The following is a 15,024-nucleotide window of genomic DNA, read 5'->3' as shown; positions in this document are numbered from 1 at the left end:
TATCAGTGTACTCGATTAAGCGAGAGCCGTCGTTATGCTTGTCGCCTCTTCGCGTGACTCTTGTGAAGTAAAGTTATTCGGCTGAATACGCTTCCCACGACTGTCAAAAATATGCAGGTTGGATTTATCAATGCTTAATCCGAGCGGCAGTACTTGGCATAGTGTCGTTTCTGGCGTGACGGCGATAAAGGGTTGGTCGTTTACAAGGCCATGAACCAATTGATTCGGCCCCAACGGCTCAACCACACTGATACGCAGTTCGAGAGGCAAGGTGTTCATCTTTAATTCGGAACAAACCTCAGAATGTTCAGGGCGAATGCCAAGCGTGATAGTCGCGTCCTTAACATGCGCGTACTCTGGCAGATACATTTGTTGATCACCGATTTCAAGATAGCCATCATCGAGCGTGGCAGTTAAGAAGTTCATCGCGGGGCTGCCAATAAAGCTTGCCACAAAGGTGCTGGCAGGCTGGTGGTAGACCTCTCTTGGTGTGCCGACTTGTTCAATTTGGCCTTTGTTGAGAACCACAATTCTATCAGCCAGTGTCATGGCTTCGACTTGGTCATGAGTCACGTAAACACTGGTTACGCCTAGCTCGCGTTGTAGCTTTTTGATTTCTAATCTCATGTGAGCGCGCAATGAGGCATCTAGGTTAGACAAAGGCTCATCAAACAAGAACAGTTGAGGGTCGCGTACAATCGCTCGTCCCATAGCAACGCGCTGGCGCTGACCACCTGAAAGCTTGGCTGGTTTGCGGTCTAGGTACTCTTCGATTTTCAGTGTCTTGGCGACTTTCTCAATCTTCTCTTCAATCACGTGTTGGCTGACACCTCGGTTCTTTAAACCATAAGCGAGGTTTTTGTATACCGTCATGTGAGGGTAGAGTGCGTAATTTTGAAAGACCATTGCGATATCTCGTTGAGCTGGCTTTTCGTTATCAACACGACGCCCACCTAAGTGAATCTCACCGCCAGAGATACTTTCTAGCCCCGCTATTGAACGCAGAATAGAAGACTTGCCGCAGCCCGATGGGCCAACCAACACAAGAAATTCACCCTTTTCGATATCAAGCGAGACATCTTTCACTGCACGATGACCATTCTCATAAGTCTTTACCAAGTTTTTGATGCCTAACATGGTAGGTGCTTTGTGCGTATGGTTGTGAGTGGCTTGGGTGTGCCCTAACGTTTGTTTTAACTTTGGCATCGGGGTGTCCTCTGTATTTTTGTGGATAGCTTGGTGAGAAGGCAGGTGAGACATCTTGTACTCATCGAGTGATTGAACGCGGTTATCGTTCATTTGATTTGTGTCGTTATTATTTTTCACTTTCTACTAGCCCTTTTACAAACCAACGCTGAAATACAACCACCACTAAAACGGGTGGCAACATAGCTAAAATCACCATGGCAAAAACATAGTCGTAGCGCGGTAAACTGGTTTCATTGATGTTGTTGAGTACTTGTTTGATGCCCATCACGATAGTGTTGTAGCCTTCGTCCGTGGTCATCATGATTGGCCACAGATATTGGTTCCAACCCACCACAAACATGATGATGAAGATCGCGGCGATCATGGTTTTAGACAGTGGCAATAAGATGTCGACAAAGAATCGAAACGGACCTGCGTTATCTAGCTGAGCGGCTTCTAACAATTCATCGGGGATGGTTTTGAAGAACTGCCTAAAAAAGAACGTCGCGGTGGCTGAGGCGATCAAAGGCAGAATTAAACCTGTGTAGCTATTAAGAAGCCCAAGCCCAGCGACAACCTCATAGGAAGGGATAATGCGCACTTCTAATGGCAGTAAAAGCGTCACGAAGATCAACCAGAACCAAGCTGTAGCATAAGGCAGTCTGAAGTAGACCAAAGCATACGCGGCCATCATCGAAATGATGATCTTACCGATCGCAAAACCTAGCCCCATAATCATTGAGTTGGCGATCATTTTGCTGGCGGTGACTTCGCCACTGAAGCCCATGCTTTTGTTCCAAGCTTCGCTATAAATGGCCGTAAAGTTATCGCCTGGAAGCCATTGCAGGCCTTCGCTGACAATGGTGTTTGGGTTATGCGTCGAGCTGGCGAAGATTAGCCAAATAGGGACCAACATGAACAGCATCCCAGTAATTAAAATTAGGTGGTCAGAGACCTTATTACTTTTCATAAATAACTCCTGTCGCGTTAAAACCTAGCTGTAGTGGGCTAGTAGTGAACACGCTTTTCTATAACGCGAAACTGGATAAATGTAAGAGTGAGTACCAGTAGCAACAACACAACTGATTGCGCAGAGCTGCCGCCTAAATCTGCGCCAACAAACCCGTCTCGATACACCTTGTACACCAACGACGTTGTGCCGCCACCCGGGCCGCCATTGGTCATGGTGTCGATCACGCCAAAGGTTTCAAAGAACGAGTAGGTGAGGTTGATGACCAAAAGAAAGAAGCCTGTAGGTGCGAGTAGCGGGAAAGTAATGGTCCAGAAACGTTTTGAGTCGCTGACACAATCCAGCATCGCCGCTTCTTTTACGGCGTAAGAGATCGATTGAAGCCCAGCCAGAAAGTAGATGAAATTCACCGAAACCTGTTTCCACACTGAAACCAGAATCAGAGCAAACGTGGCATCTAAAGGGTCGGTTTGGAAGCTAAAGTCCCAACCTAAAACCGCAAATATCTCGGTAAACACGCCAATATGTGGGTTAAACAAGAAAGCACCGATTACGCCTGCAATCGCAGGAGCAACCGCGTAAACCCAAGTGAGAGTGACCTTGTAAGCGCCTTGTCCGTGAATGATGTTGTCGGCTTTAACCGCGAGCAGCAGCGCTAAGGCAAGCGATAAGAAAGAGACCACGATTGCGAACATTAAGGTGAAGCCAATCGAGTTCAGATACTCGCTCGATTCGAATAGCATTTGATAGTTCTCGAACCAAACGAATATCGATGAGGTGCCCCAAGGGTCTTCTAGCATGAAGGACAGGTAAACCGCCTTTGTTGCTGGGTAGATAAAGAAAACCGCAATGATGAGTATCTGAGGCGCCAAAAATAGGTAAGGCAGCGGAGAGTGAAAGAATTGCTGACGTCGTTCCACAGGGTAATCCCCAAAAATTAGTGACTGTTATCACTGTTAGTTACGGTGAGCACTAGCGCTATAGCAAAGGAGTGCATCCAGTTGAGTTGTAGTTTTTGGAGCAAGAAATGGCGCTAGTGAAGAATCTCCTCACTCCTTGCTATTGCGTTTTTAAATGACGCAGTGACAAGTGGTGAGGAGCAATGAACAGCTTTCGGTTGTTAAGCCTTTAGCTCAGTAATCTGCTTTGGTTAAAAAGCTAAATTAGTTCATCGTACGAGCGAAGCGTTTCAGCAGTTTGCTGCTCTCATCTTCGACTTTATCTAGGCTGTTCTCGACGCTAGAGCGGTCGGCGAAGATATTGTCGAATTCACGATGCATCACTTCACGAATTTGAGGGTAGTAACCTAAGCGGTAGCCCTTAGTCCACTCGCCCGATTTTAGGCTTAGCTGCTTTACGCCCACTTCTGCGTCTGGTTGTTCGTTGTAGTAGCCAGACTCTTTCGCTAGCTCATAGGCAGCCGTTGTTACAGGTACATAGCCAGTGGTTTTGTGCCAGTAAACCTGAGTTTCAGGCTTAGTCAGGTAATCAAAGAACGCTGCGACACCTTTGTCTTGTTGCTGGTCATGACCATTGAGTGCAAACAGAGCTGCGCCGCCAATGAAGGTTAAGCCTGCGTCTGGGTTAACCGATTTCCAGTATGGAAGGTATGTGGTGCCGAGTTCGAAAGGTACGCGGTTACGTAAGCCACCGAATGAGCCTGAAGAACCCATCCACATCGCCACTTCTTGGCGCTCGAAAGGGGTTTGGTTTGCATCCCAGTCGCTGCCGTAATACTTGTAGTAACCGAGATCTGACCACTCTTTCATCTTGCTAACGTGCATCATCATGTCTTTGGTGTTGAACATGATTTTAGTGGACAAGCCATCGTAGCCGTTGTTTTGGTCCGCGACCGGTAGATTGTGGCGAGACTTAAAGTTCTCGAACATGATCCACGGTGTCAGAGATTGAGAAAACGCGATGTGCCCTTCTGCCTTCAGCTTCTTAGCAACCACTTCTAGTTCTTCATAAGTTTTAGGCGCGTCTGCGCCCACTTCCGCGAGAAGATCTTTGTTGTAGTAAAGAACCGGTGTTGAACTGTTGAAAGGCATACCAACCATCTTGCCTTGGTTGTCGGCATAGAAGTTACGAACGCCAGCTAGGTAGTCGTTTGAATTAAAGTTGTAGCCCGACTCAACCAGAATATCCTGTACCGGTTTGGCAACGCCTTTCGCGTTCATGATGGTTGCTGCGCCTGCATCGAAGACTTGTAGAATATTGGGTGCTTCACCTGCTCGGTATGCCGCGATACCGGCTGTTAAGGTCTCTGTGTATGAACCCTTGTAGATTGGCGTGATCTGGTAATCATCTTGTGACGCATTAAAGTCGGTCGCAATTTTGTTTACTGTTTCTCCAAGCTGGCCGCCCATTGCGTGCCACCAAGTGACTTGAGTCGTTGCGAACGCTGGCATTGCCGCTGTCGCAGAAAGAACGCCTGCCAAAATTAGCTTATTCATCTTCGTTTCCTTTTGGATGAAATCGATGTCGAGGTATTGGATTAGAGTGTTAACGAGACGGTAGGGGTGTCGTTTGAAGCTATCTTGAACAGGGCGTATTTCACTTAAGTGGCTAAACCGTTTCACTGATATGAAAGATTCATTTCGATTTCATTTAAGAGAAAAGTTATTGATGGTTTTGATATTTACTACGTGCGGTTTTTGAGAGGTTTGTTGACCGATATTTGATCGGCATTTGTTCAACAAAAAAGCCTCTCGAATGAGAGGCTTTGAATAAGTTAGAGCTTGTAACAATCGGCTTTGTTCTAGTGTGCGATATCGAGTTGGTTGTCTTTCACGCCGTTAATACGGAACCAACCTGCAATACTGAATCGCTCTGTGTTGGTCGGCAGTACCTCGTGTGGGAACTGCTCAGATAAGAACACAAACAAACGGCCTGACTTTGGTGGAATGGTCGCGATGTGGTTGTCTTTTAGATCGTAAACCACAAGCTCACCTGCGTCTTCTTCTGTCCACTCGTCGTTCATGTAGAACACGGTAGTCAGACGGCGGTTCTCATTGCCCTTGAAGCAGTCTAAGTGCTTCTGGTAGAAGTCGCCTTTTTCGTATTTAGCAAAGTGCGCTTCGTACTCGAACAGACCCAAAAAGAACGCTTGGTTTGCCGCTAAACGAATTTGTTCCATTTTGTCTAAAAACAGAGATGCTGGCTGACCCATATCGCGGCGCACCCATTGAATCTTGTCGCTACGGATGGTCGACTCTCGCGTTACTTCATCGTTACGGCCAATCCTAGCCTTTTTCCAGTTCTCTGGAATGCAATCCCTCAATGCCACCACTTCTTCTTGAGTTAAGAAGTCATCCCAAACGAAATAACCTTGGGTAGAAAGAGCATCGATTAATTGGTTCATGTATAGCACTCAGACAATAAATTAGAGGCGCATATATAGTCCTAATAACTCAGGTCAACAAATCACATGTTTTGTCGTTACGACAAATGGTGCTGGAGGCTTGAATCGCAAGGCCTATAGAGCAAGGTTTACGGCAATGTGGGCATTCGATAATGCTGAAAAATATCGGATGAAATTGATGGCAATCTTTGGAACCTGTTCCCATTGCTCTGAGTTGAATTGGATTTGAGTAACATTCGATTTGAGTAATTTAGTGGATACCAATAGAAATCTTGATTCGGGTTCTCTATCCGGTTTTAGATTGTTGCTTTTAACAAAATGATCACAATTGAAGTTGAATTTGCTATTGTATAGGTCTGACCAGTTGTTTTATCACAAGGAGCGGTTTTGCAACTGCATACCATCAAAGGCTATATCCAAGACATGTATCTCGTAGAGTATCCCGATAGGTTGCTGTTACTTGATGGCGCGTGCCGTGCGGATATACCTCATCTTAAAGCTTTCATTGAAGATGAGCTTGGCCGTGATTTTTCTGATCTACACACGGTTGTGGTTACACACATGCATCCCGATCATGCAGGCGCTGCGCATACGCTCAGAAAGCTGACGAACTGCAACTTGGTGGCAGCAAACCGAGACAAGGATTGGTATTACGGCATTGATGGCATTTTGATGCACCTGACCGACTTAGCGCTGGCTAGGTGGATGGCGAACCGTTTGGGAAAACCGAAAGCGAACTTGTGGTATTCAAGGAAATTAAAGCCTGATTACAAGCTCTCTGATGGGGATAGCATTCCGGGATTTGATGATTGGTTAGTTCTAGAAACCCCGGGCCATACCGACCGTGATCTCTCCGTTTATTGCCCATCACACAGCGTGGCTTATGTGGCAGACCTAATGGTCGAGGTTAAGAAGAAGCTGATTCCGCCGTTTCCTATCTTTCACCCTAATAAGTATCGAGCGTCTGTATCGCGCATTTATGACATGCAGCTCGATACCTTGCTGGTGGCACATGGTGGGCAAGTCGATTTCAGTCAGAAAGCTTTTGAACATCTGTTGATGAGTGCACCAAGAAGACCTGTGACACATTGGCGGGTAACCAAAATCAAAACCAAGAAATTACTGTTATCGATTTGGCGATTTGGTTTTCAATCTCATGGTAAATCGAAGAAATAGATCAGAAGTCTGAATGCAAAGCCGTGTATTCAGAGCTGAAAGTAGAAATAGAAAAATAGATAGCAATAAGGCCAGTCATGAGACTGGCCTTATTTAGGTATAACCTGTGGAGCGGTTACGATGACTCTGATTAGTGGGTCAGCAGGAATTCACCCGCTGGATCAACAATCACTTTGTCACTCATGCCTTGACGACCAAGCAGCATCATATAAGTCATATCTTGACGGTTGCTTAGCGTGATATCGATAGGCCATTCCTGACCGCCGATTTTTAGCATGGTTTCAATCACACAACGGTGTTCAACTTCGCCGTTCGATGATTTGATTCTTTTACTTGTTTTCAGCTTCGCTTTGCAGCGCACTGTCTCTTCTAGGTGGTAAACGTCTGGGTGAAGATCGAATTCAACGAAGTTCTCACCGTCTGTTTTTACACATAGTAGATTGTCTACGTGTAGAGAAGAGGTTTTAGCCCCTGTATCAACACGTGTATGTAGTCCAGTTATCCCTAACTCTGGTAAGCAAAGTGCTTCTGTATTCCCTATGATCATTTTATTGTTCATGTCATTTCCAATCATGAGTTAACGGCGTTAAATCAGCCTTTGCCACGAGTACGGTTAGCGTTTGGTTTTGCATTTTTTTCGATGAATTCGAAAATCATGTCTGCTACATCTTTACCTGTCGCTTTCTCAATACCTTCTAGGCCAGGAGAAGAGTTCACTTCCATTACAACAGGGCCATTCTTAGATTGTAGAATATCAACACCACATAGGTTTAAACCCATGATTTTCGCAGCATTGATTGCTGTAGCGCGCTCTTCTTTGGTTAGTTTAACCAGTTGAGCTGTACCGCCACGGTGCAGGTTAGAGCGGAATTCGCCCTCACCAGCTTGACGCTTCATCGCTGCAATTACTTTGTTGCCAACAACAAAACAACGGATGTCTGCGCCATTTGCTTCTTCAATGAACTCTTGAACCAAGATGTTCGCTTTTAGGCCCATGAATGCTTCGATAACGCTTTCTGCTGCTTTGTTTGTTTCAGCTAGAACCACACCGATACCTTGAGTACCTTCAAGAAGCTTGATAACCAGTGGCGCGCCACCTACGTTTTTGATCAAGTCTTGAATCTTGTCTGGGCGGCTAGCGAAACCTGTTTTTGGTAAGCCAATACCTTTGCGAGACAACAGTTGTAGTGAGCGCAGTTTGTCGCGAGAACGACTGATTGCAACTGACTCATTGATACAAAAAGTTCCCATCATTTCGAATTGGCGAACAACCGCAGTTCCGTAAAAGGTAATGGAAGCGCCAATACGTGGAATAACAGCATCGTATTGAGGTAGCTCTTCACCCATGTAGCGAATCTTCGGATTGTTACTCGCGATATCTATATCACAGTGCAGCGTGTCGATAACATCGACCTGGTGACCACGTGCTTCTCCAGCCGCTTTTAAGCGAGAAGTAGAGTATAGATTTTCGTTGCGAGAAAGAATTGCGATACGCATGGCGTTTCCTTAGTTAATACCTGATTGGTAACTGCAAATAAATTAGTTGTTAGCTGAGCTTTCAGTTTTTCTGAGGCTCCTTGCTTGATTCGGGGCGAACCTTAAGGCTTTTCGTTTAACTAAGAAAACGAATTAAATTTGTCGAGTCGACAACAGAAATTTATCGAATGCGTGAGCGATTGGTACAACTGGGTTGAGAGGGGATTTGGAATGGAAAAGCGAGTTGAGACCTAACTCATATTGGGGGTAGGAGCATATTAGGTTGTACTCAACTCGCGTTAACTCGGTGCTTAAAAGTGTACTAATAACGCCAGTTACATAGCTCTATAAGTGTTCGTAGTGCTTCTCTTTCGAGCTTGCTACAGGTGCTTTTTAGCTTATTAAGATAGTATCTTCTCATGATGATTACTTCTCTTGTATTAGGCTTTGGTGGGAACTCAAAGTTCCTTGCTGACCTATTAATTATGGCCATTTAATAGGAAGTAATAAACAGACGGTTTTTTAGTAAGTTGTTCCTGTTTTAGCCTTTTATCGTCACTTAAAGACAAATGTGTTTTATAATCGGATTTATGAGGAAGGGTTGTTTCTAAAAGGTTCATTATTTGTCTGATCTAAACATGATGCGTTACTACACTCGGCTGGATTCGTTCGAGCCAAACATCTCACATTCGGTCACTTTGACTGAGGTGGCAGACAAGCTGTTTACCAGTTTGCGCCATGCACGAACCTTACTCGGCAAGATGCACCAAGCTGAATGGGTGGTGTGGGAGCTAAAAGTCGGCAGGAATCAACGTTCTAACCTGACATTGCGCTTTAGCAATCAACAACTGACTCAACATGTTGCCAGCAAACTGATAGAGCAGGGTAAGTACGAAAAAGCGCTCTCTATTTTGGATAATGACCGCGCAGTGTTTGGTTCTCTTCTCCAAGAAACATCCGGTGCGACGATGCGCGAAGGGTTACTGCACGTCCAATTAACCTACAAACGTAAGTTCGAAGATCTGTTCCCGCATCATATTCATCGTAGTAGTGAACGATTTTTGATCAGACAAGTGTTCAGTTGTTTAGTGACTTGTAATGGCAAAGGTGAGTTAAAGCCTGAACTGGCGCATCATTGGCAATATGATGCTGAAAAGCTCGTTTGGACTTTTTATCTGCGCCCGGGACTTACTTTCCATGACGGGCAACCTGTGGATGCTAAGCAATTAGTTTCGATGTTTTCTGCTTTGCAAACCTTACCTTTCTATCAGACAGAGCTCGCCCATGTCGCTTCAGTTTACAGTGAGCAGCCATTGAGGATCAGCTTTCAACTCACCAAAGCAGATACCGGCTTTGCTGGTTTACTTGCTGGCGTTAAATATTCGATTCAACCCGCAGCGCAAGTCACCCGTGAACCGTCTCCATTAAGTTCTGTGTCCCATGCTGTTATTGGTACTGGTCCATTTAAAGTGGTTGAGACCAACAATGAACGAATCAAGCTCGCCGCATTTGAACACTATTATGGTTGTCGCTCGTTAACCGATGAGGTGACCATCTGGCAGTTTGAGGAATCAATGACAGGCACTGCTCGTTTCGATGATAGCCAAATGCACGTATCGCCTTATGAAGATTCATCGTGCTTCCATCAATTAGGGAAAAGCGATGCGGAACTTGTTTCAGCAGACACAGACGACTTTCGTAGCCGAGTCGAGGATGGGTGTCTGTTTATCCTATTCAATCAGAACTCAGCGGCTAGCCCACTAAATAATGAGCAGCGAAAATACCTTTCAGAACTGACCAACCCACAAGCGATTTTGTCTCAGCTGGAACACAACAAGGGTTTATTTAGTGTCTCTTTAGCTCAAAATATACTGCCAAGTTGGCAGAAATTGTATCGAACGCCTTCGAAAGAGACACAACTGCCGAAAAAGATGAGTATTGCGGTTTACGACTATTACGCGTTGTATCGATGTGCGATTTGCGTATCCGATATACTCAAACGATATGACGTGGACGTTGAGGTGAACACCTACAGTTTTCGAGAGTTGGCGCAGCTCTCTCAGAGTGGCGAGTTAAAGGAGGACTTGGTGCTGTGTAACCTCAACCTCGATGACAATGCTCCGTCTTCGCTGTTCTCGTGGATGATGAACGATCCTGTTTTGCACTCTGCTTTAGGAGAGGTGAACAGTGACTGGCTCAAGCAGCGCTTGGATAGTCATAAAGCATCCGTGGAACTGCCTAATTACTTGGCAGAGCTAGAACCTATCGCGTCTACTCTGATCTCAGATTATTGGTTAGTGCCTATGTTCCACCACTTACAGACCGTTCGTTTCCAAGGGATTCTGAAAAACGTGGCCATCACCAACTGGGGATGGCCAGATTTCAAGAATGTATGGTCTGCTGATTAAAATGAGTGCTATTGGTTAAGCTTATTTAGTGTGCCTTTGAAGTTAGCATTTGAATTGAGAAACCAAACTCGTTAAATGCATGGCTTTGGCCCGTAGGTGCTGACACTCTTGCGCCGTTTTCTCTATCATATTGTCGCTCTCTCGGGCTATTTCAGAAATGCCTGAGATGTGTGGCGATATCTCGTTGATGACATTAGATTGCTGGCCCGTCGCCGAGGCGATCTGGATGTTCATCGCATTCATCTCATTGACACTCTGAGAAATGCTTGAGAGCTGCAGTTCTGAATTAGAAGCTTCAACTTGACAGTTGCTCCCTAGAGTAGTGCTAGTTTCAATCGCAGCAACCGCTTGTTGTGTTCGGTGCTGTAGCTTCTCGATAATAGCGCGTATCTCTTCTGTTGATGCTTGGCTGCGTGAAGCGAGGGTTCTTACTTCGTCAGCAACCACCGCAAAACCTCGGCCTTGTTCTCCTGCTCGAGCAGCTTCAATCGCGGCATTCAACGCCAGTAAATTCGTTTGTTCAGAAACACCGCTGATCACGTCCAACACGGTGTCGATAGAGCTCGCATCTTGAGCTAGTTGATTAACGATTGCGGTCGTGTCATCGAGTTGCTGGTTCATGTGTTCAATGCTTTCTGACGTGATGGTCACCGATTTTTGTCCGATGTTAATCGCACTTGCTGCGTGTTTTGCACTGTCAGCCGCACCATTCGCGTTTTGGGCGATTTCGTCTGAGCTCGCTCCCATCTCGTGAATCGCGGTTGCGACTTGTTCTATCTGGCTGGTTTGTTGTTTGATGTCTTGCTCCATCGACTGCGCCATTCGGTCGACGCTTTGAATCGACTCTGATATTTGTAAACCGCTATTCGACACATCTTTAAGCAGGTCGCTAAGGTATTGAACAAATTGGTTGTATCCTTTTGCTATCTGACCAATTTCATCATGACGGGAATCATCTAAGCGAAGCGTCAGATCGCCTCCGCCTTTTCCTATCTGTTGTAATAGCTCAGCTACTTCCACGAAGGGTAACAGCAGTTTGTTGGTCGCCCACGCTGCAATTGGGGTGTAGATAGCAGCAATGAGCAGCGCCATAAAGATTATGGTTTGACTGAAGCCGTTTAATTCACTCAACACTTCTTGTTTAGGGATCTGAGTAATTAGAGTCCAACCGATGCCCGGCATGGCTTTGGACCCTAGAATCTGAGGATGCCTGTCAACAACACCCTCATGAACAATGGTTTGCTGGCTTCCAAGCAACTGGCTACTGTCAATTCCAACAGAATCGAGTGACTGACCAATTAAGTTTTTGTTTGGGTGAACCTTGATGATGCCTTGGTGATCGACAAGGAAAACAATGCCGCTTTCACCAATACTGTAGTTGCTGATCAATTGGGTGATGCTTTCCAAGGTTAAACCGATCCCTGTGACGCCAATTCGTTTTCCATTGCGAGTGACTACATAATTAACAAATAGCGCAGGAATGCCTGTTGCAGCATCAATATCCAAAGAGAGCTCAAAGGCTTGATCTGACTGAATGAAACGGTAGAACCATTGATCGCTTTGTTCATTTGTAGAGATGGTTTTTAGGGCACCGTTATGGGTGTAGTAAGTGCTTGCTTCGTTGGAGACGTAATAGGCACTGATGGCGTTGAATTCGTTTTTGACGGAATCAAGATAGGCGCGAAGATCTTCCTCAGATAGTGAGTTTTTTTTCATCAAAGGAGACAGCGTCATCATCTTTGAAGCGAGAATAGGAGTTTCTAGCTTGAGATTGATTTCATTGCTTACCTCGCCAAGTGACGCAGGTAGCTCTCTTTCAAAGGTTCTGTCAATCAAGATGGCTCGGCTTGATTGAAATGAATATATCCCCATCACGCTAATAATGGCCAGAGCAGCGATGATCGTCGCCAATATTGCTTTAGTTCGTATCGTAAAGTGCAATTTAGATTCCCTTCTAAAAACATTTAACATCCATTTGTAAATGCAATGTTAAATAAAACCTGACTAAATGGTCAAGAAACGAATCTTAGAAGTGAGCGCTGTGCGATATTTGTACAGCTTTAAGACGGTAGACGGTCAGTACGATCTGGGATGAAGGTTCTGTATGCTTTATCGTCGATAAACTTAAAATTACACTCATTGGTTTACTTTTTGGTTTTGGTATGTAAACTAGTCGGTGTAGTTTATGTGTTGGGCCTATCCCAACCGATGAAGAGATACCAATGAAAAAATATCTATTACCGATTTTAGGAGTACTTGCCGTGGTCGCTATCGTAAGCACAGGTTCACAATCAAACGACAATCTAGATAAGCTTCCAAAGAAGTTTGCTAACAGTGAGTTGGAATACAAATCGGGTATGTCTGATATTTTTTCAATCTTAAAAGCATACGTGACTGTGGAAAGAAACGAGCCAGTGCCGCGCGCTGCATTGCCTTTGATTCCAATGACAGCTGAGCAATTGATCGAAGAACAAGACGACGTTGCTTACCGCTTAGGTCACTCCAGTGTGATGATGAAGCTGGATGGCAAGTTAGTGATGACCGATCCTGTGTTCAGTGATCGTGCATCACCCGTGCAATGGATGGGGCCAAAACGTTTTCATCCGACACCAATCACACTGCAAGACCTACCTGATATCGACGTGGTGGTGATCAGCCACGATCACTACGACCATTTAGACAAAGGTGCCGTTAAGGTGCTCGCTGACAAAGTTGGTACGTTCCTAGTGCCATTAAGAGTGGGCGCACTATTGGAAAAGTGGGGCGTGGATAAAGAGAAGATCATCGAATTGAACTGGTGGGAATCGGCAACGGCCTCAGATATTGAGTTCACGTTGACACCGACACAGCATTTCTCTGGGCGTGGCTTGCTTGATCGTGACCAAACACTGTGGGGCAGTTGGGTTATTAACGCTTCAGACAAGAAAGTCTTCTTTAGCGGTGATTCTGGTTACTTCAGCGGCTTTAAAGAGATTGGCGACCGTTTCGGGCCGTTTGATTTAACCATGGTTGAAACGGGCGCGTATAACTCACTTTGGGCGGATATTCATATGTTCCCAGAACAGAGTGTTCAGGCGCACATTGATCTGCAAGGTAAGGTGATGATGCCAATCCACAACAGTACCTTCGACCTTTCTATGCATGATTGGCAAGACCCAATGGAACAAGCACTGGCGATAAGCAAAGAGCGAGATGTACAAATGGTAAGCCCTGTGATGGGTGAACGTTTGGTGATCTCAGAGCCGGTACCTGTTCAGGCATGGTGGAAACTGGCATCGAATTAGAGCTGTCATCCAAATAGACATAGCTAAACCACTAAGCTGTACAACCCAACTTATACACAAAACGCCACCGATCTTATGATTCGGTGACGTTTTTTCGTTTTATTTTGAAGATCAGCTTTCTAAGTTCTGCGCCATTTTCTTCGCAATTTTTCTGAATTGTTCTAACTCATCTTCGGCCATGCCTTTGGTCATTCTCTTCAGCATATCTCGATCGATATCCGAGACCTTACTCATGATCTCTTGACCCTTATCGGTCAGAACCAATAACTGGCTGCGCTTGTCTTCCGGGTTCGGAGACTTCTTCACAAGTTCCTGATTGATCAAGGCATTAATAAGCCGAGTGACCTGTGCTTTATCACGATCTAGGAAGTGTGCGATATCGATAGCGGTACATGGAGACTTCTTAGTAATGATCTTCATGACACGAATGTTCATAGGTGCGATCTCTGAGTCTAAGCTCTCAATCTGTTCGCTCATTTGACGTTTCAAAGAGTGCACTAAACGAAAGATAGACTCTAGCGATGTGTTATCAGACATAAACGATCCTTAGAAATGTAGTTGACATTGTCAACTATCGTATTTATAGTTGACATTATCAACTTAATTGTTCGTAAATTCAAGACAGGAAATAGATATGACGATTCAAGCAACACTTACGCCAACTCTTCCTGAGCAAAAAGGCACACCCGTTTTATACAAAATTTTGGTCATGATGAGCTTAATGCTGACGATTGGCGGCAGCTTAACGGCCGTGATGACTTACATGAATGTCGGATTCGGCGAGGCATTTATTGGCAACTGGCTTTCTTCGTTAGCCCTTGTTGTCGTGATCATGATGCCAATGGGCGCGGTGATGATGGCTTTAGTCACCAAAGCCGTTGCTAGAGTGTTCACAACTTATGGCGAGAAAGTTCGCAACCTGATCGTGGGACTGATCATGGCATTCATAATGGAGTCCATTATGGCGTTTGTAACAGCGGCAAATAATATTGGATTTTCGGATACATCGGCGTTTACCAGTGGATGGTTTAATGGATTTATTGCCGCGCTTCCTATTGGCCTTACGATCATGGTCGTAATGTCGATGACGGTTAAACCCAAGCTAGAACGATTCATGAAGAGCTAGCCAAAACATTTCACAGCATTCTAGGAGATCCG

13 protein-coding genes are annotated in these 15,024 nt (G+C 45.2%); 4 read left to right on the top strand and 9 right to left on the bottom strand.

From position 1 onward, the window contains the following. Window positions 1-15: 15 nt before the first annotated feature. From ugpC to HRQ85_RS08345, 5 genes are all read right to left on the bottom strand, one after another. A complete protein-coding gene (gene ugpC, locus HRQ85_RS08365) occupies window positions 16-1,326 on the bottom strand; it encodes a sn-glycerol-3-phosphate ABC transporter ATP-binding protein UgpC (protein ID WP_172379281.1) in 1,311 nt (436 codons plus the stop codon). Further along, on the bottom strand, window positions 1,316-2,158 hold the full coding sequence (gene ugpE / locus HRQ85_RS08360) for a sn-glycerol-3-phosphate ABC transporter permease UgpE (RefSeq protein WP_048612843.1): 843 nt from the start codon (window positions 2,156-2,158) through the stop codon (window positions 1,316-1,318). Before ugpE ends, ugpC begins: the two co-directional genes overlap by 11 nt. A 38-nt stretch (window positions 2,159-2,196) precedes the next feature. Continuing rightward, window positions 2,197-3,078, bottom strand: a complete 882-nt coding sequence (locus HRQ85_RS08355) for an ABC transporter permease subunit (protein WP_172379280.1) — start codon at window positions 3,076-3,078, stop codon at window positions 2,197-2,199. Window positions 3,079-3,321: 243 nt separating this feature from the next. Then, on the bottom strand, window positions 3,322-4,614 hold the full coding sequence (locus HRQ85_RS08350) for an extracellular solute-binding protein (RefSeq protein WP_048612845.1): 1,293 nt from the start codon (window positions 4,612-4,614) through the stop codon (window positions 3,322-3,324). 305 nt (window positions 4,615-4,919) lie between these two features. Continuing rightward, window positions 4,920-5,522 carry a 2OG-Fe(II) oxygenase gene (locus HRQ85_RS08345; protein ID WP_017071587.1) on the bottom strand — a complete coding sequence of 201 codons (603 nt, stop codon included), beginning with the start codon at window positions 5,520-5,522 and terminating at the stop codon, window positions 4,920-4,922. Window positions 5,523-5,909: 387 nt separating this feature from the next. On the opposite strand from HRQ85_RS08345, the gene HRQ85_RS08340 reads away from it, so the two are divergent. Continuing rightward, a complete protein-coding gene (locus tag HRQ85_RS08340) occupies window positions 5,910-6,698 on the top strand; it encodes an MBL fold metallo-hydrolase (RefSeq protein WP_172379279.1) in 789 nt (262 codons plus the stop codon). Between the two features lie 130 nt (window positions 6,699-6,828). Here the strand turns inward: HRQ85_RS08340 and HRQ85_RS08335 are convergent, their stop codons facing one another. Together HRQ85_RS08335 and rimK are read right to left on the bottom strand one after the other, a co-directional pair. Then, entirely contained in the window at window positions 6,829-7,257 is a 429-nt protein-coding gene (locus HRQ85_RS08335; RefSeq protein ID WP_019824668.1) for an ATP-dependent zinc protease family protein, read from the bottom strand. 32 nt (window positions 7,258-7,289) lie between these two features. After that, on the bottom strand, window positions 7,290-8,195 hold the full coding sequence (gene rimK / locus HRQ85_RS08330; RefSeq protein WP_019824669.1) for a 30S ribosomal protein S6--L-glutamate ligase: 906 nt from the start codon (window positions 8,193-8,195) through the stop codon (window positions 7,290-7,292). A 602-nt stretch (window positions 8,196-8,797) separates the two neighbouring features. On the opposite strand from rimK, the gene HRQ85_RS08325 reads away from it, so the two are divergent. Further along, window positions 8,798-10,582: an SgrR family transcriptional regulator gene (locus HRQ85_RS08325; RefSeq protein ID WP_172379278.1), complete on the top strand. Its 1,785-nt coding sequence runs from the start codon at window positions 8,798-8,800 to the stop codon at window positions 10,580-10,582. 42 nt (window positions 10,583-10,624) lie between these two features. On the opposite strand, the gene HRQ85_RS08320 is transcribed toward HRQ85_RS08325, so the two are convergent. Then, window positions 10,625-12,523, bottom strand: a complete 1,899-nt coding sequence (locus HRQ85_RS08320; RefSeq protein ID WP_228013216.1) for a methyl-accepting chemotaxis protein — start codon at window positions 12,521-12,523, stop codon at window positions 10,625-10,627. Window positions 12,524-12,804: 281 nt separating this feature from the next. Here HRQ85_RS08320 and HRQ85_RS08315 point away from each other — a divergent pair, with 281 nt between their 5' ends. Beyond that, complete coding sequence (locus tag HRQ85_RS08315; protein WP_052879961.1) at window positions 12,805-13,866, top strand: MBL fold metallo-hydrolase; 1,062 nt, start codon at window positions 12,805-12,807, stop codon at window positions 13,864-13,866. 111 nt (window positions 13,867-13,977) lie between these two features. Here the strand turns inward: HRQ85_RS08315 and HRQ85_RS08310 are convergent, their stop codons facing one another. After that, window positions 13,978-14,403, bottom strand: coding sequence for a MarR family winged helix-turn-helix transcriptional regulator (locus tag HRQ85_RS08310; protein WP_017060573.1), 426 nt, complete (start codon window positions 14,401-14,403; stop codon window positions 13,978-13,980). A gap of 97 nt (window positions 14,404-14,500) precedes the next feature. Here HRQ85_RS08310 and HRQ85_RS08305 point away from each other — a divergent pair, with 97 nt between their 5' ends. Next, the gene (locus HRQ85_RS08305) at window positions 14,501-14,992 is read left to right on the top strand and encodes a DUF2798 domain-containing protein (RefSeq protein ID WP_108110928.1); all 492 of its coding nucleotides are present in this window, start codon (window positions 14,501-14,503) and stop codon (window positions 14,990-14,992) included. Window positions 14,993-15,024: the final 32 nt, after the last annotated feature.

It is taken from the genome of Vibrio sp. Vb339 (genome assembly GCF_902751245.1).
Taxonomy (GTDB): domain Bacteria; phylum Pseudomonadota; class Gammaproteobacteria; order Enterobacterales; family Vibrionaceae; genus Vibrio; species Vibrio coralliirubri.
Note: the sequence above shows the minus strand (reverse complement) of the source record. Positions and strands in the feature narration are given on the sequence as shown.